Consider the following 16,557-nt stretch of genomic DNA (forward strand, 5'->3'; position numbering starts at 1 on the left):
GCCACGGCCCGGCGTGCGGCCGACTGTGACCAGCGTTGTCCACAGCCTCGCGCGTAGCCCGCGCGCGGACTGGTTAGGCTCGAAGACGTGAGCAGGCTCCAGGTCGTCAGTGGCAAGGGCGGGACCGGAAAGACCACGGTCGCCGCGGCACTCGCGCTCGCCCTCGCGACCGAGGGCAAGCGCACCCTTCTCGTCGAGGTCGAGGGCAGACAAGGGATCGCACAACTCTTCGAGACGGAGGCGCTTCCGTACGAGGAGCGCAAGATCGCCGTGGCCCCGGGCGGCGGCGAGGTCTACGCGCTGGCCATCGACCCCGAACTGGCCCTTCTGGACTACCTCCAGATGTTCTACAAGCTGGGCGGCGCGGGACGGGCCCTGAAGAAGCTCGGCGCCATCGACTTCGCCACCACCATCGCGCCCGGCCTGCGGGACGTGCTCCTCACGGGCAAGGCGTGCGAGGCCGTCCGCAGGAAGGACAGAAGCGGCCGGTTCGCGTACGACTACGTGGTGATGGACGCACCCCCCACCGGCCGCATCACCCGCTTCCTGAACGTGAACGACGAGGTGGCGGGCCTCGCCAAGATCGGCCCGATACACAATCAGGCCAGGGCGGTGATGCGGGTGCTGAAGTCCCCGGAGACGTCCGTGCACATGGTGACGCTCCTGGAGGAGATGCCCGTCCAGGAGACGGCGGACGGAATCACCGAGCTGCGTGCCGCGAATCTCCCTGTGGGCCGCGTCATCGTGAACATGGTGCGGCCCGCGGTCCTGGAGGAGTCGGAGCTGGACCTCGCGCACGCCGTGCCGCGGACGGCCCTCGCCAAGGCCCTGTCGGGCGCCGGACTCGGCGGTGCGCGCCGCGGCGGGCTAGCGGAGAGGCTGGTGGACCCGCTGCTCCGGCAGGCCGACGAGTACGCGGAGCGGTTCGCCCTGGAGCGCGAGCAGCGTGCCGTGCTCACGGACCTCGGCCTGCCGCTGCACGAACTGCCGCTGCTCGCCGAGGGCATGGACCTGGCGGGCCTGTACGAACTGGCCACGGAACTGCGTCAGCAAGGGATCTCATGAGTCAGGACCCGGCCCCCGCGCACGACGACAAGGCCTCCACGGCCCCCACGGCCGAGGGGGCCTCCGACACCCATGCGGCCTCCACCGCGGACACAGCCCTCGCGGCAGACGCGCCCATCGCGAGCGATGCCGCCGCCGCGGGGGACGCGTCGCCGCTCCATGACCTGGGCTCCCCGCGCGCCTTGCAGCACGCGCCCGTCCTGGAGATCGACGCCCTCCTCGATGATCCGGACACCCGCATCGTCGTGTGCTGCGGCTCCGGCGGCGTCGGCAAGACGACCACGGCGGCGGCCCTGGGCCTGCGCGCGGCCGAGCGCGGACGCAAGGTGGTCGTGCTCACCATCGACCCGGCCCGCCGGCTCGCCCAGTCGATGGGCATCGACGCGTTGGACAACACTCCGCGGCGGGTGAAGGGCATCGAGGACACCGCGGGCGGCGAACTGCACGCCATGATGCTCGACATGAAGCGCACCTTCGACGAGATCGTCGAGGCGCACGCGGACCCCGACCGGGCGGCCGCCATCCTGGGCAACCCCTTCTACCAGTCGCTGTCGGCGGGCTTCGCGGGCACGCAGGAGTACATGGCGATGGAGAAGCTGGGGCAGCTGCGTGCGCGGGACGAGTGGGACCTCATCGTCGTCGACACACCGCCCTCGCGCTCGGCCCTGGACTTCCTGGACGCCCCCAAACGGCTCGGATCCTTCCTGGACGGCAAGCTGATCCGGGTCCTGATGGCCCCGGCGAAGGTGGGCGGCCGCGCGGGGATGAAGTTCCTGAACGTCGGGATGTCGATGATGACCGGCGTGCTGGGGAAGCTGCTCGGCGGTCAGCTCCTTAAGGACGTCCAGACGTTCGTGGCCGCCATGGACACCATGTTCGGAGGGTTCCGCACGCGCGCGGACGCCACGTACAGGCTGTTGCAGGCGCCGGGCACGGCATTCCTGGTGGTGGCGGCCCCGGAGCGGGACGCACTGCGCGAGGCCGCGTACTTCGTGGAGCGTCTGGCCGCCGAGAACATGCCGCTGGCCGGCCTGGTCCTCAACCGGGTGCACGGCAGCGGCGCCGCCCAGCTGTCGTCCGAGCGCGCGCTCGCCGCCGCCGAAAATCTTGAAGACCCCCGCATTGTGGATCAGCAGGGCGGGAAAGCTGGATTTCGTAACTCTCCCGACACGTACGGCAGTTCAGAATCCCCCTCATCCGAAGCACCGGTTCCCGACTCAGGCTCCCCCGCCTCCGCGGACCAGGACCGGAGCATCGAGCAACTGACCGCGGGCCTGCTCCGGCTGCATGCCGAACGTATGCAGCTGCTCTCCCGCGAACAGCGCACGCGTGACCGTTTCACCGCCCGTCACCCCGAGGTGGCCGTGGCGGAGGTGGCCGCGCTGCCCGGCGACGTCCACGACCTCGTAGGACTCCGGGACATCGGGGAACGCCTCGCGGCCAACCGGCCCGAGTACCCCGGGGAGCGCGAGGCGCGCGCGTAGGGGCCCCCGGGTGCCTGCCCTGCTCCCGGGTCGCCTCCTACGGCGTGCGCGCCGTCCCGGCCGTGACGTGGTGGACACGTGAACGCCTGACGGCCCGTGTGGGACGGACCGCGGGAGACGCTTCTTGAGGCCGTCGCCCGACGAGGGAGGTCGCTTGCTGGGGCACGCCTGAGACGCCAGCCGCCGGCCACCCTCACCTCGACGGCCAACAGACTGACTCGCCTCACCAAGGCACTCGCCCGGCGAGGACCGCCCGAACAGGGACCCGCCCAACCAAAACAGCCCGTCCAAGGACCGACCGACCAAAAACCGACCAGCCAAGGACCGACCAGCCAAGGACCGGCCGCCCACATACCGCCGGCCCAAGGGACCGGCCCCACAGCGGGAACCACCCGTTCAACGGCCGACAGCCCCCTCGGGCGGCCGGCGGCCGACAGGTCGTGCCGGGCGGCGAACCGCCCTCAGCCCACCGCCGCGTAGTGCTCGTACGCCTCTTCCTCATCGAGGGGCAGCAGACCCGCTCCACGCTCGTACTCCGTACGAGCGGTCTCCAGCAGGCGACGCCACGAGGTGACGGTCGGCCGCCTGCGCAGCAGTGCGCGGCGCTCCCGCTCCGTCATGCCACCCCACACGCCGAATTCGACGCGGTTGTCCAACGCGTCGGCCAGGCACTCCGTGCGCACCGGGCAGCCGGTGCACACCGCCTTGGCCCTGTTCTGCGCTGCTCCTTGAACGAACAGTTCATCCGGATCGGTAGTGCGGCAGGCCGCCTGCGCACTCCAGTCGGTTACCCAGCCCATACCGGCGCCGTCCTCTCCCGAATCGAGGCTCCCCCACGGCGGCAGCGGCATATTCACCGCCGCCAGTTGAGGACGTTACGGAAGGTGGGCACAGCGCAACACCCCCAGCGGGCCCAATCTTGAATGGTCCGAACGGACTATGGGTAAACGGCAGATCACCCGGGGGAGTGAGCTGGCGACATGCGTGACTTTCGGGGCAAACCGGCACAGTTCAGTTGCGTCACAACGGACACCTGATGACACACAAGGCGAATTCGGGCACGCATCCAGCGAAAAAGTTGGGGGAACACCGGAACGATTCGGGGTCGCCGGACGTACTTGATACGTGGCCCTGCTGCTGTGACAGTTGAGAGCAGCTTAGGCCAAGGCCTAGACGCGTGTCCGGCGAATCAGAACGTAGGCTGCCCTCATGCCAAAGAAGCGCTCGGGCGGGGGAGTGTCCCCCGTGCAGCAGGCCGCCAAGTTCCTCGGAGTGAGTGTGCTCGCGGGGGCGGTGATGGCCGGCATCGCGCTGCCCGCCGCGGGTGCGCTCGGACTCGCCGCCAAGGGGTCGGTCCAGGGATTCGACGACATCCCGTCCAACCTGAAGAGCCCCCAGCTGAGTCAGCGCACCACGATCCTGGACAGCCAGGGCGGCCAGATCGCCACGGTCTACTCCCGTGACCGCACGGTGGTGGACCTCAAGGACATCTCGCCGTACATGCAGAAGGCGATCGTCGCGATCGAGGACTCGCGGTTCTACCAGCATGGCGCGATCGACCTGAAGGGCGTCCTGCGCGCGCTGAACCAGAACGCGCAGAGCGGAGGAGTGGCCCAGGGCGCCTCCACGCTCACGCAGCAGCTGGTGAAGAACTACTTCGTGGAGGAGGCCGGCGACGACCCGACGAAGGTCGCCCAGGCCACCCAGCAGACCCTCGGCCGCAAGGTCCGCGAGCTGAAATACGCGATCCAGATCGAGGAGAAACTCGGCAAGAAGAAGATCCTCGAGAACTATCTGAACATCACGTTCTTCGGCCAGCAGGCCTACGGCGTGGAGGCGGCCTCCGAGCGCTACTTCTCCAAGCACGCCAAGGACCTCAACCTCCAGGAGGCCGCGCTCCTCGCCGGCCTCGTCCAGTCCCCCACCCGGTACGACCCGGTGAACGACGAGGCGGAGGCCAAGAAGCGGCGCAACGTGGTGCTGCAGCGCATGGCCGAGGTGCACGACATCTCCCAGGCCGAGGCCGACAAGGCCAAGAAGACGCCCCTCGGGCTGAACGTGAGCGAGCCGAAGAACGGCTGCATCACGGCGGTCAAGGGCGCGGGCTTCTTCTGCGACTACGTCCGCGAGGTGTTCCTGAACAACCCGGTGTTCGGCAAGACCAAGGCCGACCGGGCGAAGATCTGGAACCGCGGTGGCCTGACGATCCGTACGACACTGGACCCGCAGGCCCAGGAGTCGGTGCAGACGTCGGTCAAGGACCACGTCAACAAGAGTGACGAGGTGGCCACGGCCGCGACCATCGTCGAGCCCGGCACCGGCAGGATCCTCGCGATGGGCCAGTCCCGTCCCTACGGCTTCGGCAAGAACGAGACGCAGATCAACCTCTCCGTGGACAAGGCCATGGGCGGCGGCGCGGGCTACCAGCCCGGTTCGACGTTCAAGCCGATCGTGGCCGCGGCCGCCATAGAGGGCGGCACGCCGGCGACCCAGGAGTACCCCTCGCCGTACGAGATGGACTATCCGAGCCCCGTGTCCGCCTGCGACGGCAAGCAATGGGTGAACACGGAGAACGCCAAGCTCACGAACGAGAACGAGTCGGAGCACGGCCCGTACGGCATGAAGGAGGCGACCGCCAAGTCGGTCAACACCTACTACGTGCAACTGATCAGCGACATCGGCATCTGCCCGGTGATAGACATGGCCAAGAAGATGGGCGTGAACCGGGCGGACGGGCTGAAGATCGACCAGGCGCCGTCGATCGCCCTCGGCACCCAGGAGATGTCGCCGCTGACGATGGCGAGCGCGTACGCGACCTTCGCCGACCGCGGCACGTACTGCACGCCGGTCGCCATCGAGTCGATCACGCAGACCATCGGCAACGAGAAGAAGTCGCTACCCGTCCCGCAGTCGACGTGCTCGCGCGCGATGTCCCAGACCACCGCGGACACGATCAACACGATCCTCAAGGGCGTGGTCGAGGACGGTACGGGTACGCAGGCCGGCCTCGGCAGCCGCCCCAGCGCGGGCAAGACCGGTACGACGGACTTCCGCTACGCGGCCTGGTTCGTCGGCTACACGCCGAACATGGCGGGCGCGGTCTGGGTCGGCGACCCGGCGCACAAGCGGCAGATGACCCACATCACCATCGGTGGTGTCCCCTACGACAAGGTCTACGGCGGCCAGGTCCCGGGCCCGATCTGGCGCGACATGATGACGGGCGCGCTGGCGGGCAAGCCGGTCGAGGACTTCAACCTCGTCGACATCCCCGAGGACAACCACGACCAGGGCCAGGGCGACCAGAACGGCAATGGCAACGACAACGGCAACGGGAACGGCGGCCAGGACACGGGTGGGCTGATCGGCGGGCTGATCGGCGGCGCGGACGGAGGGGCCAACGGAGGGGCCAACGGAGGGGCCAACGGCGGCCCCTTCCCGACGCCCTCCTTCTCCATCCCGGCGGGCTGGATCCAGGGCACCGGAGGCGGCAGGAACGGGCACGGCAACGGCGGACAGCGGGGATAGCCCCGCTGGAGCACCGCGGAGGGTTCCGCCTCCCGCGGTCCCGCCCCACCGTCCACTACGACAGCGGGGGCGCCCCTCGAGCCGAGGGGCGCCCCCGCTGTCGTACGCGCCGGGTCGAGCGGTGGGCCGGTCAGCTCCCCGCGAGGAGCTCCTTGACCACGGCGGCGACGCGTCCGCCCTCCGCCTGGCCCGCGACCTTCGGGTTCACGATCTTCATGACCTGGCCCATGGCGCGCGGACCCTCGGCGCCCGCCGCCCTTGCCTCCTCCACGGCCTGGGCCACGATCCGCCGCAGCTCGTCGTCGGACAGCTGCTTGGGCAGGTACGCGGCGAGCACCTCCCCCTCCGCCTTCTCCCGCTCGGCCTGCTCCGGGCGCCCACCCTGCGCGAAGGCGTCGGCGGCCTCACGGCGCTTCTTCGCCTCGCGAGTGATCACCTTGGTGACCTCATCGTCGGAGAGCTCGCGCTTCTCCTTGCCCGCGACCTCTTCCTTGGTGATCGCGGCGAGCGTCAGCCGGAGCGTCGAGGAGCGGAGCTCGTCGCGCTCCTTGATCGCGGCGTTGAGGTCTTCCTGCAGCTTCGACTTGAGCGTGGTCATGGCCCCGATTGTCGCAGGTGTGACGGCCCACCCGCCCCATGATTTCCGGTGGCGTGGGGATGTTCCGCGGTGCTCGTCGACTTTCCGCAGCCCCCAACTACCCCTCCGTGGCCGCCTACCGCTCCCTACCGCTCCCTACCGCCCCCTACCGCCCGGCGCTGCTTCTGTTTCCCCCGCCCGGCTGGGGTTGTCCACAGGCGGGGACGTGGGTGTGCCGTGGTTCTGACACGATGGTCGTATGCGCGCGCGATACGGAGTGCCCCTGGGAATCACGGCGGTGGCCGCCGCCGGACTGCTGTACTCGGCCGGGTTCGAGGTCCGTTCCTTCCGGCTGCGCCGGGTGACGGTCCCCGTGCTGCCGCCCGGGACCCGTCCACTGCGAGTGCTCCAGGTCTCCGACATCCACATGGTCAGCGGACAGCGGAAGAAGCAGCGCTGGCTGCGCTCGCTTGCCGGGCTGAACCCCGACTTCGTGATCAACACCGGGGACAACCTCTCGGACCCCGAGGGCGTGCCGGAGGTCCTGGACGCGCTGGGCCCGCTGATGGAGTTCCCGGGGGCGTACGTCTTCGGGTCGAACGACTACTACGGCCCCAGATTCCGCAACCCCGCCCGCTATCTGGTGGAGAAGGCAGGGGGAAGCCACGGTCTGAACGGCAACCCGCCCGTAGTCGGAGCCCTCCACAACCCCTGGGAGGACCTGCGGGACGGCTTCGACGCCGCGGGCTGGCTGAACCTGACGAACACCCGGGGGACGCTGAAGGTCGAGGGCCTGGAGATCGAGCTGACGGGCCTGGACGACCCCCACATCAAACGCGACCGATACGCACGGGTGGCGGGCGGCCCCTCCGCGTCGGCCGACTTCTCGATGGGTGTGGTGCACGCGCCGTACCTGCGCAGCCTGGACGCGTTCACGGCGGACGGCTACCCGCTGATCCTCGCGGGCCACACCCACGGCGGCCAGCTGTGCATCCCGTTCTACGGCGCCCTGGTCACCAACTGCGACCTGGACACGGACCGGGTGAAGGGCCTGTCCCGGCACACGGCGGAGGGTCTCACCTCCTATCTGCACGTGTCGGCCGGCTGCGGGACGAACCGTTACACCCCGGTACGGTTCGCCTGCCCGCCGGAGGCGACGCTGCTGACGCTGGTCGCAAGGGGGTAGCGCAGGGACGCCGACGCGCGGAGCGAGCGAAGCGAAGCCGACGCGAAGGGCCAGGGAGCGGGCGCCACGTCCCGCCCCGTAACCCACCCAGACCACCCACATCGCCCGCTGTGCCCGATCTGCTTAGCGTGAGGACATGATCGGGCCGATCCCCAAGGACATCCCGGACCTCCCCGCGGTGCCGGGCGTGCAGACGGTGTTGCCGTCCGCCGTTCCCGCCACCGCCGTGGTGATCCCCGTGCACCGCCCGAAGGTGGGCACCTACCGCCTGCTGGTGGCCCTGACCGCGGCCGCCGCGGTTGCCTTGGACCTGCGTCTCGGCAGCCCGACGCGGGTGCTGGGCTACTTCACGATCCAGGTCAACGTACTGCTCGTGCTCGTCTTCGTCCTGTCGGCCTGGCGAGCGCGGACGGCCCAGCGCCCGCTGCCCGCACTGGTGACCGGCGGCACTGTCTTCTACGCCCTGATCGCGGGCCTCGTCTACCACGTGCTCCTGGTGAACGAACCAGGCCCGTTCTCCCTGATCGGCCAGCCCGGCACCCACCCCATCTGGCAGGCGCTCACCAGTCAGATCCTGCACTCACTGATCCCGCTCGCGGCGCTGTTCGACTGGCTGGCACTCACGAGCCCGGCCCCACTGAGCGTGCGGCAGGCGAGGAAGTGGCTGCTGTACCCCATCGCCTACCTGGCCTTCTCCTTGATCCGCGGGGAGCGGCTGCCACCGGGCGCGCCGGATCGCTACCTCTACCCGTTCCTGGACGCCGGCCGGCTCGGCTACCGGAGCGTCCTCGCCAACGCACTCCTGCTCGGCCTCGCGTTTTTCACCGTGGCCCTCCTCATGGTCGCCGTCGACCACCTCCGCCCGGACCCCACCCGCCGCCGCTCGAAAACCGGATTTCGTCTCTAGCCGCCAGTGGGCTAAAGTAAACGTCGTCGCCGCGACAGGCAGCGACATCGGGGTGTAGCGCAGCTTGGCAGCGCGCTTCGTTCGGGACGAAGAGGTCGTGGGTTCAAATCCCGCCACCCCGACGCTGGTCAGGGCCCACCTACTAGTCACTAGTAGGTGGGCCCTGACGTCTCCGGGGCCAAACAGGGGGCCAACCGAAGTTGATCAGGCCACCGCGTCGCCCTCTTCGTAGTCTTCCGCGTCCTCCCCTTCCTGATCTTCGGCGAAGATGTCGTTCATCGCTTCGGCACCCTTCGTGATCACGGGTCGGAGCTGTTTGCGGTAGACCGCTTCTGTGGTCGCCTGACTACTGTGACCGACCAGGAGCGCGATTCCTCTCCTGGAACGCTTTGGGGGTGGCGGTATGAACCGGCACCTCCTGTACGCCGCGCTGGACGCCGCAGAACGGGGATGGGCCGTGCTCCCGCTCCGTCCCGGCGACAAGCGTCCGTGCTGGTCGAGTGGGGCTTCAGCAACGTGTTCGGACCAGACGGAGAGCCGCTGAACTGGTGGCAAGCATCTGAGGCGTGACCGGCGGGGTGCATCTGTCAAGACTGCATGTACTGGATGACACCAGCAGCTGACGCCAACAGGCGCGTACGGTGGCGGTCAGCGCCGAACCCGAGCAGACGATCAGCCGAGGCTGCGCGCAAGTTGACTGGCGTCACCGACACCCCGTGATCGACCTGACAAGGATGAGGCCGCACTGCAAGCCTGTGTCCGGATAGGCGTCGCTCCGTCGATGAACGGCGCCTCTCCAGCTTGAGTCGGTCGTTGGTCCTCACCTAGAAGCCGTGCTGCAAGCGGCAGGGCGCTTCGCTGCGGTGCCTGGGCGGGTTCAGGCGAGGCCGAACCAGCCGAGGATTGTCTGGATGAGCAGGATGGAGGACATGCCGGCGACGCCGATCACGACGGTGGTGGCGGCGATGCGGTAGCGCGGGCTGTTGGCCGCGGGACCGAGCAGTGAGCGTCGGTTGGTGAGGACCAGCAGGTAGACCAGCACGATCGGGCTGATCAGGCCCTGCAGCACTTGTGTCCCGATCAGGAGCTGGATGACGTCGACCGGGGTCATCGCCACCGCGGCACCGAGGACGATCTGGGCGGTGAACAACCCCAAGAACAGTGGGGCGTCGCGGAAGCTTCGGGAGACGGAGCGCTCGACGCCGGCGGCTTCTCCTATGGCGTAGCTGGCGGACAGTGGGACGACGGCACCGGCCAGGGCGGATGCTCCGATCAGGCCGACGGCGAAGAGAAGTTCCGCGTTCTTCCCCGCGACGGGCTTGAGCGCTTCGGCGGCCTGGGCGGCGGAGTTGAGCGGGCCGGTGCCGCCGATCGCGGAGGCGGTGGCGATGATGATCGTCAGGCTGATGATGCAGGCGAAGACGGCGCCGAGCACGGCGTCCAGTTTGATAAGCCGGTAGTCCTCGGGCTTGGCGCCCCGGTCCACCACGCCTGCGGCGGCGTAGAACTGCATGTAGGGGCTGACGGTCGTGCCGATCAGTGCGACCGCGAGCAGGATGAAGTCCTTGCTCGGCTCCACGTGCGGAACGACTAGGTGCTTGCTGACGTCGCCCCAGTGGGGGTGGCCGAGGATCATCGCGATGGGGTAGGCGAAGAACGCCAACGACATGATCAGGAAGATGCGTTCGGCCCACCGGTAGGAGCCGAACAGCACCAGTGACCACAGCAGCATCGCCGCAGGCGGGATGACCGCCCACTTCGGCACGCCCAGGAGTTCGAAGGCCGCGCCGATTCCCGCGAACTCGCTCACCACCAGACCGGTGTTGGCCAGCAGCAGGCAGAGCACCGCGAGCCCGGTCAGGCGGAGGCTGAACTGTTCGCGGATCAGTGCACCCAGCCCTTTGCCGGTGTGCGCGCCGAGGCGTACGGCCATCTCCTGCACCATCACCAGGGCGATGGTGACCAGCACCATGAAGAACAGGGTGCCGTAGGTGAACTGGGACCCGGCGGAGGCGTAGGTGGCGATGCCGGCGGCATCGTTGCCGGCGTTGGCGGCGACCAGACCGGGACCGGCAATCGCGGCGATCATCGCGAGGCGGCCGAAGCCGCGCCGCTGCGTGCCGGTAACGGTGGCGGGCGCCGCCACCGTGGTGGTGTCGCGGTCGCTCGTGGTCACTGCAGGATCCTCCGGAAGTGCAGGCGCCCGCGTTCGGGCAGCAGGGTGTCCAGGACGTCGTCGGCGAGGATGCGGCCCAGGGGGCGGCCGGTGTCGTCGACGACCAGGAGGGAAGAAACCCGGGCGGCCACGAGCTGCTCGGCGGCTTCGGGCAGACGTGTGTCGGGGCGGACGGTCACCGGTGGCCCGAACTGGGCGAGCCAGCTGATCAGGTCGGCGACCTTGGTGGCGTCCTCGGCCACCGCCAGGTCAAACAGGGCGATGTCGGTGACGAGGCGACCGTCGTCGTCCAGGACCGCGATGGCATCGATCTCGGTGCGGTGCTCGGCTTGTGCAGCCAGTACAGCCCGTACCTCTGCGACGGTCTGTTCGCGACGGGCGGTCACCAGCAGCGTGGTCATCGCACCGCCGGCCGTGCCCTCCGGGTAGGCCAGCAGTCGACGCAGGTGTGATGCACGGTCGGCGGGCATGCCCTCCAGCAGCCGCTCGCGCTCGTCCGCGTGGAGGTCACGTAGCGCGTCCACGGCCTCGTCCGACTCCATCTCTTCCACCAGCCGCGCGGCATGCTCCGGTTCGGCTTCGCGCAGCAGGTTCTCCAGCTCGGCCGGCTCCATCTCCTCCAGCGCATCCGCGGCGGCTCCCGGCTCCAGCATGTGCAGCAGCTGCTGTCGCTCGGCCCGGCCGAGGTCTTCGAGCAGGTCGGCCAGGTCGGCCGGACGCAACTGATGCAGCCCACGTCGGGAGGCACGCAACTGGACCTGGGCAGGCCCGTCGGTGGCGTGCTCGGCGAACGGGGCGACGGACTGCCAGTCCAGCACCCGCTCCGGAGTCGGGCGCACCTGCCAGCGGCGCGGGCAGAGTCGGCGCAGCAGGGTCGGCAGGCTCACGTCCACCCCGACCAGGACCACCCGGTCCGAGAGTGGAGCCAGGTACAGGTCGGCGGCGCGGGTGACCTGCACCCCGTCGACGTCGACGAGTTGGTGATCGAGTACGTCTCGGGCGAGCAGCACTTCGCCGGGACGGCGCTCATATTCGCGCAGGTCAAGACGGGCGGTGCGCAGGGCGATCCGCCCGGAGTGGACTTTCTCCACGGCGTCGGCGGGCAGGAAGGCGTGGCGGCGGCCGACCCGGACGACCAGGCCGGTGACCGGCGGGTAGGGCTCGGCCCCGTACAGGCGGGCGACGATGTCAACCACGCGGCCGACTTCCTCCCCGGCCTGGTTGGTGACCGAACCCCCGACCAGCCCGGCCAGCGAAACCAGGGAGGCGCGTACGGCCTTGGAGGCAGTGGCCCGTCGTTCCAGCTGGACGCGGCGGCCGCGCAGGCGGGCAGTGGTGGACATGAGCAGAGTGTTGGTGGCCAAGATGAACACCCCCTAGCCCCGGCAAGACGGCGGGGCACCGGGCGGCAGCAGACAGCACCAAATCGCCCTGACCATGAGAAACGCCCAGGTCAGCCGAGAGATCGGCAGATATGAGCGTTCGGCCGACGGCGGGCCGGACGACGCGTCAGGGGAGGATCGGCTGCCTCGTGCCGCGGCGGGACGGCAAGGACGAGGACAACACGGAATGGGGCCGACTATGGCCCGGACTACTGTCCATCTCTCGCCTCCTTCCGGCCGGGACACCCTGGGGCGTCGCAACGACTCGGCAAGGAGCGACCAGGACGCGCTGCGCCTGGTACACCCCAACTCGTCAGAGCTTTGGCACTCCACGGCGTAATCCCGCCCGGCGGGAAGCCACTTGGCCTCACCCCTTAGGCCGGGGAGAGGTGTCCTGAACCTGGGCGTCTCTCGACGTCGTCGGGTCAGTGGCCTGTGTCCGTGAAGACGCCTCACCGAACGAGGTGCCTCAATCAAACCGGGCCCAGCATACGCCCGCTGTGGCTCCCCCACGAACGGCGCCGGTCACCTTCGGTAAGACTGACCCGCCTGTCCCAGTGTGGCTCCAGATACGCGGAGCGACCGCAGCGCTCTCCCTCTCCGGCCCTTCCCACCTGGAGCACCGCTAGACCAATTCAACGTTCGGGCGGCGGTCCAGCTAGGCGGTCTCGGCCCGCTCGGTACGCACCCTCTTCGCGACAATCGTCGGCAGGTTGGGCAGAACCACCAGCTCGACGCAGCCTCCTCCACACCAGCCTCCTACCAAGCTCCTACCAGAGGAATAGGTGCGCCCCTCGCCCTGACTCGCGAGCGCGTGGGCCTGCAACCTGCGCTGTCCGGCGGGGAGGCCGGCGGAGTCCAGGTGGCGCAGGACGTTGCCGATCTCGCCTGTTGTCTTGTTGACCGCGCACTCCGTGCGGTGGCCGTCGAGGCGGAGGGGCTGGGTGCAGCTTCTCAGGCCGGAGAGTTGGTGGGCCGGCTCGGGCATGGTGCCGAGGGAGGCCAGCATGGAGAGCTCCTTGTCACTTGTGGGTGCCGTTGACCACGCCGACTCCCGAACGGGGGCCGGACTCGATGGCGGGGGTGTTCGGCCGTGACCTCCCGTCCTTGTGTCTTCAGGCCGCCGATGGCAGGGTCCTGGTCCAGGCAGGCACCGGCCCATCCCTGGGAGAGGGAGTCACGATGACTTACGGCTACATCGGCTCGATGAAGACCCAGCCCGGCTCCCGCGACGAAGTCGTCTCCATTTTGCTGAGTGGTGTGGACGGTCTCCGCGAGGCGGGATGCCACCTCTACGTTGTCAGCGTGTCCGACGACGATGACGTGACGATCTGGGTGACCGAGGTCTGGGAGAGCAAGGGGCATCACGATGCTTCGCTAGAGCTGCCGGAGACAAAGGCTGCCATCGGCAAGGCGATGCCGATTTTGACGGGAGAGTTCACCAGGCAGGAGTTGTCTGTTATGGGCGGCCTGGGACTTTAGACTTTGTCAAGACCGCATCAGTCGCTGACACCACCGGCTGACACCAACAAGCACGGACAGCAGCGGTCGGTGCCGGAACGAGGTGGAGAAAGTACGCCACCGCGCCTATATGCCCAAGACGCGCGGCTGGCTGGTACGCCAGAACGGGCTGTTCAGGCCCGCGCCGGAGACAACCGGTGGGCCCACTTCTCCGGCCAGTGCGGAGCATCCCCGGCCAGACGACGGGTCAGCCTGATCGAGGCGGCCCACCACACCTTCTGCTCGTGGTGGTCGCCGCGCCCCTCGTGATCACGGTTGAGACGACGTGAGCGCGACAGCCAGCCCAGCGTGCGCTCGGCCAGCCAGCGGCGGGCCAGCACGGTGAAGCCGCGCTGCCCTCGGGGCGACGCACCACCTCGACCTTCAAGCCAGGGCGGGCGAACGCCTCGGCCGGCGCCTGCCCCCGGTAGGCGGAGTCGACCCACACCAGCTTGAGCAGCCGGCCCGGCTCGGCCATGAACTTCTCCATCAGCTCCGGCGCGGCCTTGGAATCGTGCACGTCGGCCGGGGTGACGGTCGCCTTGAGCAGCTGGCCCTCGCTGTCGGTCAACACGGGGCGCTTGCGCCCGTCGCGCATCTTGCCGCCGTCGTATCCGCGGCTCTCCTCGCCGACGGTCTCGGAACCGTCCACCGATCGGGAGTCGGTGATCCCCGCACTCGGCTCGGCGTTACGCCCGCGCCGCGTGCGCGCTGCGGCGCAGGCGCTCGTACGGTTCGCGGACGTAGCCCTAGCCCCGCCGGCGGCGGAAGAAGTCACGAAACCCTCGGCGGACTCGTCAACGAGTATGACCGCGCGGCCTGAGGCCACATCACCCGTCGGCCGAATCACCGCAGGTCAGCAGCGATACGCGAATATTGGCACCCTTCAGGCGTAGCAGGCCCGCTGTTTGGCACGCTGTCGCCCTGCCGCCTCCGCAGGGGCCACGGGATGTGCGGCTCAGTACAGCCACACGCCGACGGCGATGATCGCGAGGCCCAGGACCCCGAAGCACCCCGTCGTGGCAAGGAGCACCCGCCAAAGACCCTTTTCACGCGGCTGCTCGGCGCGACGCCACGTAGTGAAGCCCGCGGTCACACCCGCCAGGATGAGTGCACCCCCAGCAATGACGATCAGCGCCGAGAAGAAGCCCTTCCAGCCGGGGTCGTAGTTCGGGTTGTTGTGGGCGACCCCCGCGAGGATCACGTTCCCGAGCTCACCGTACACAGATCACTCGCCCGCTTTCTCGGTGTCCTTGGCCAGGTTGTGGACATCCGACTCGATGCCGGAGGCCGCCGCGTAGACCGCCGTGTTGAGGCCGGTGCTGAAGGAGTTCTTGTACGCGGAGTCGGTGAGTTTGCCCCTGTCGCTGAGGTGTTCGCCGACGAGGCTGCCGCGTTCCTCCATGTGATGGAAGTGCGCGTCGTCGGCGGCGTTTCCGGCCGCTCCGGTCACTGCGTTCGTCACTGCGCCCCACCCGATCGTCGCGCCGTCCTGATGGTTCCACACGTCGGCCGTCAGGCCGCCGCTGATGTTGCCGAGCGCCCCGTTGACTGCGCTCCCGACCCGGCCGTCGCCGCTGAGGACCTTGCCGACTGTGCCGTGCTGCTGTTCGGCGCCGGGTCCGTACTCGCCGTCAAGACCAAGTCCGCCGCAGGCGGCTCCGCCATCGTCCTGTTCCTCGGTAGCGGGCCCGCGCTGGAATGGCTGGCCGGCAGGCGCATGGGCGAAGCCGGTGGGCCCGTCGCGGGCGCAGGAGGAGTTGGAGCCCGGACAGCATGATGTGCGGCGAAGCCTCACTACGATCACCGTCATGGATTGGCTGGAGCGCGCCGCGAAGCTGAGGCAGTGGAGCCGGGACGGGGTGCGGGCCCCGCACAAGCCGTTGCTTCTGCTGTACGCGCTGGGCCGTTTTCAGGCGGACGCCGCGGACGAGTTGGCGTACAGCGCGGTGGAAGCGGACCTGAAGCAACTGCTGGCGGAGTACGGTCCGGCGCGCGGGACCACCCCTGCCTATCCCTTCCATCACCTGGTCAGTGACGGGGTATGGGAGGTGCGGACCGATCACGGCGTCGGCAGCCCTGGCACCGGGGTGCGGGAACTACGGGCCAGCCGGGCCACCGGTCGGCTGGCACCGGACCTTCGTGCGGCCCTCGGGCGGGAACCGTCGCTGCTGGGCCGCATGGCAAGGGTGCTGCTGGATCTGCACTTCCCGCCGTCGCTGCACCAGGACCTGTGCGACGCGGTCGGCCTGGAACTGGAAGTGGCGGAGACAGACGCTCTGGCGGCGTCCGAGAGGCGGCAGCGGGACCGGCGGATGCGGGAGATGGTGCTGACCGCCTACGAGTACCAGTGCGCTTTCTGCGGCTACGACGGCATGATCGGCACGGCGCCCGTCGGACTGGAGGCCGCGCACGTGCGCTGGTGGGCGTTCGACGGCCCGGACGACGTCGACAACGGACTGTGCCTGTGCTCGCTGCACCACAAGCTCTTCGACAAAGGCGTCCTCGGCATAGGCGACGGCCACCACATCCTGGTCTCACAACGCTTCGTCGGCCGCAGCCAGGCTGCCCGCGAGCATGTCACAGCACTCGCGGGCCGTCCGCTCATCGGCCCTCAGCCCGGCACGCCGCCCATCGCCGCCGCCCACCGCTCCTGGCACACCAGCCAGGTCTTCCACGGCAGCCCACGCCCCACCGCCGCCTGACCCGGTGTTCAATGCGGGATTTCCAAGGGGCTAGGTGTAGTGATCACGAG

At 69.1% G+C, this 16,557-nt stretch carries 15 protein-coding genes, 1 tRNA gene, 1 pseudogene and 1 riboswitch; of the genes and pseudogenes, 9 read left to right on the forward strand and 8 right to left on the reverse strand.

Features of this window, described 5'->3' with window-relative positions; all coding sequences use genetic code 11:
- Positions 1-87: 87 nt before the first annotated feature.
- Positions 88-1,065 (forward strand): ArsA-related P-loop ATPase, encoded by a 978-nt coding sequence (locus ACIP94_RS09790; protein WP_402422071.1) that lies wholly within the window; start codon positions 88-90, stop codon positions 1,063-1,065.
- Entirely contained in the window at positions 1,062-2,549 is a 1,488-nt protein-coding gene (locus ACIP94_RS09795; RefSeq protein ID WP_402422074.1) for an ArsA family ATPase, read from the forward strand. Before ACIP94_RS09790 ends, ACIP94_RS09795 begins: the two co-directional genes overlap by 4 nt.
- Positions 2,550-3,010: 461 nt before the next feature.
- On the opposite strand, the gene ACIP94_RS09800 is transcribed toward ACIP94_RS09795, so the two are convergent.
- The gene (locus ACIP94_RS09800; RefSeq protein ID WP_402422077.1) at positions 3,011-3,349 is read right to left on the reverse strand and encodes a WhiB family transcriptional regulator; all 339 of its coding nucleotides are present in this window, start codon (positions 3,347-3,349) and stop codon (positions 3,011-3,013) included.
- 409 nt (positions 3,350-3,758) lie between these two features.
- Between ACIP94_RS09800 and ACIP94_RS09805 the strand changes: the two genes are divergently transcribed.
- On the forward strand, positions 3,759-6,074 hold the full coding sequence (locus ACIP94_RS09805) for a transglycosylase domain-containing protein (RefSeq protein WP_402422080.1): 2,316 nt from the start codon (positions 3,759-3,761) through the stop codon (positions 6,072-6,074).
- A 130-nt stretch (positions 6,075-6,204) separates the two neighbouring features.
- Here ACIP94_RS09805 and ACIP94_RS09810 read toward each other — a convergent pair whose 3' ends face one another.
- Entirely contained in the window at positions 6,205-6,672 is a 468-nt protein-coding gene (locus tag ACIP94_RS09810; RefSeq protein ID WP_402422083.1) for a GatB/YqeY domain-containing protein, read from the reverse strand.
- A gap of 238 nt (positions 6,673-6,910) precedes the next feature.
- Between ACIP94_RS09810 and ACIP94_RS09815 the strand changes: the two genes are divergently transcribed.
- The 4 genes and pseudogenes from ACIP94_RS09815 to ACIP94_RS09830 all read left to right on the forward strand — a co-directional run.
- On the forward strand, positions 6,911-7,837 hold the full coding sequence (locus ACIP94_RS09815) for a metallophosphoesterase (protein WP_402422086.1): 927 nt from the start codon (positions 6,911-6,913) through the stop codon (positions 7,835-7,837).
- A 136-nt stretch (positions 7,838-7,973) separates the two neighbouring features.
- Positions 7,974-8,744, forward strand: a complete 771-nt coding sequence (locus tag ACIP94_RS09820; protein WP_402422089.1) for a Pr6Pr family membrane protein — start codon at positions 7,974-7,976, stop codon at positions 8,742-8,744.
- A gap of 48 nt (positions 8,745-8,792) precedes the next feature.
- Positions 8,793-8,866: transfer RNA gene (locus tag ACIP94_RS09825), tRNA-Pro, on the forward strand.
- Positions 8,867-9,147: 281 nt separating this feature from the next.
- Positions 9,148-9,234, forward strand: a pseudogene (locus tag ACIP94_RS09830) (hypothetical protein); the annotation flags it as partial.
- Between the two features lie 387 nt (positions 9,235-9,621).
- Here ACIP94_RS09830 and ACIP94_RS09835 read toward each other — a convergent pair.
- From ACIP94_RS09835 to ACIP94_RS09845, 3 genes are all read right to left on the reverse strand, one after another.
- Entirely contained in the window at positions 9,622-10,920 is a 1,299-nt protein-coding gene (locus ACIP94_RS09835) for an NRAMP family divalent metal transporter (RefSeq protein WP_402422092.1), read from the reverse strand.
- Positions 10,917-12,263, reverse strand: a complete 1,347-nt coding sequence (locus ACIP94_RS09840) for a magnesium transporter MgtE N-terminal domain-containing protein (RefSeq protein ID WP_402422095.1) — start codon at positions 12,261-12,263, stop codon at positions 10,917-10,919. Before ACIP94_RS09840 ends, ACIP94_RS09835 begins: the two co-directional genes overlap by 4 nt.
- A 336-nt stretch (positions 12,264-12,599) precedes the next feature.
- A riboswitch (M-box (ykoK) riboswitch) is annotated at positions 12,600-12,773 on the reverse strand.
- 187 nt (positions 12,774-12,960) lie between these two features.
- Positions 12,961-13,311 (reverse strand): hypothetical protein, encoded by a 351-nt coding sequence (locus ACIP94_RS09845; RefSeq protein ID WP_402422097.1) that lies wholly within the window; start codon positions 13,309-13,311, stop codon positions 12,961-12,963.
- Between the two features lie 173 nt (positions 13,312-13,484).
- Between ACIP94_RS09845 and ACIP94_RS09850 the strand changes: the two genes are divergently transcribed.
- Positions 13,485-13,784 carry a putative quinol monooxygenase gene (locus ACIP94_RS09850; protein ID WP_402422100.1) on the forward strand — a complete coding sequence of 100 codons (300 nt, stop codon included), beginning with the start codon at positions 13,485-13,487 and terminating at the stop codon, positions 13,782-13,784.
- Positions 13,785-14,010: 226 nt separating this feature from the next.
- On the opposite strand, the gene ACIP94_RS09855 is transcribed toward ACIP94_RS09850, so the two are convergent.
- The 3 genes from ACIP94_RS09855 to ACIP94_RS09865 all read right to left on the reverse strand — a co-directional run bounded on the left by ACIP94_RS09855 (position 14,011) and on the right by ACIP94_RS09865 (position 15,615).
- The gene (locus tag ACIP94_RS09855) at positions 14,011-14,454 is read right to left on the reverse strand and encodes a transposase (protein WP_402422103.1); all 444 of its coding nucleotides are present in this window, start codon (positions 14,452-14,454) and stop codon (positions 14,011-14,013) included.
- Between the two features lie 306 nt (positions 14,455-14,760).
- The gene (locus ACIP94_RS09860) at positions 14,761-15,006 is read right to left on the reverse strand and encodes a hypothetical protein (RefSeq protein ID WP_402422106.1); all 246 of its coding nucleotides are present in this window, start codon (positions 15,004-15,006) and stop codon (positions 14,761-14,763) included.
- Positions 15,007-15,030: 24 nt separating this feature from the next.
- Complete coding sequence (locus ACIP94_RS09865) at positions 15,031-15,615, reverse strand: hypothetical protein (protein WP_402422109.1); 585 nt, start codon at positions 15,613-15,615, stop codon at positions 15,031-15,033.
- On the opposite strand from ACIP94_RS09865, the gene ACIP94_RS09870 reads away from it, so the two are divergent.
- A complete protein-coding gene (locus ACIP94_RS09870; RefSeq protein WP_402422112.1) occupies positions 15,614-16,507 on the forward strand; it encodes a phosphorothioated DNA-binding restriction endonuclease in 894 nt (297 codons plus the stop codon). The two genes, ACIP94_RS09865 and ACIP94_RS09870, sit on opposite strands and share 2 nt — an antisense overlap.
- Positions 16,508-16,557: the final 50 nt, after the last annotated feature.

Origin of the sequence: Streptomyces sp. NPDC093261 (genome assembly GCF_044753645.1) — a bacterium.
Taxonomy (GTDB): domain Bacteria; phylum Actinomycetota; class Actinomycetes; order Streptomycetales; family Streptomycetaceae; genus Streptomyces.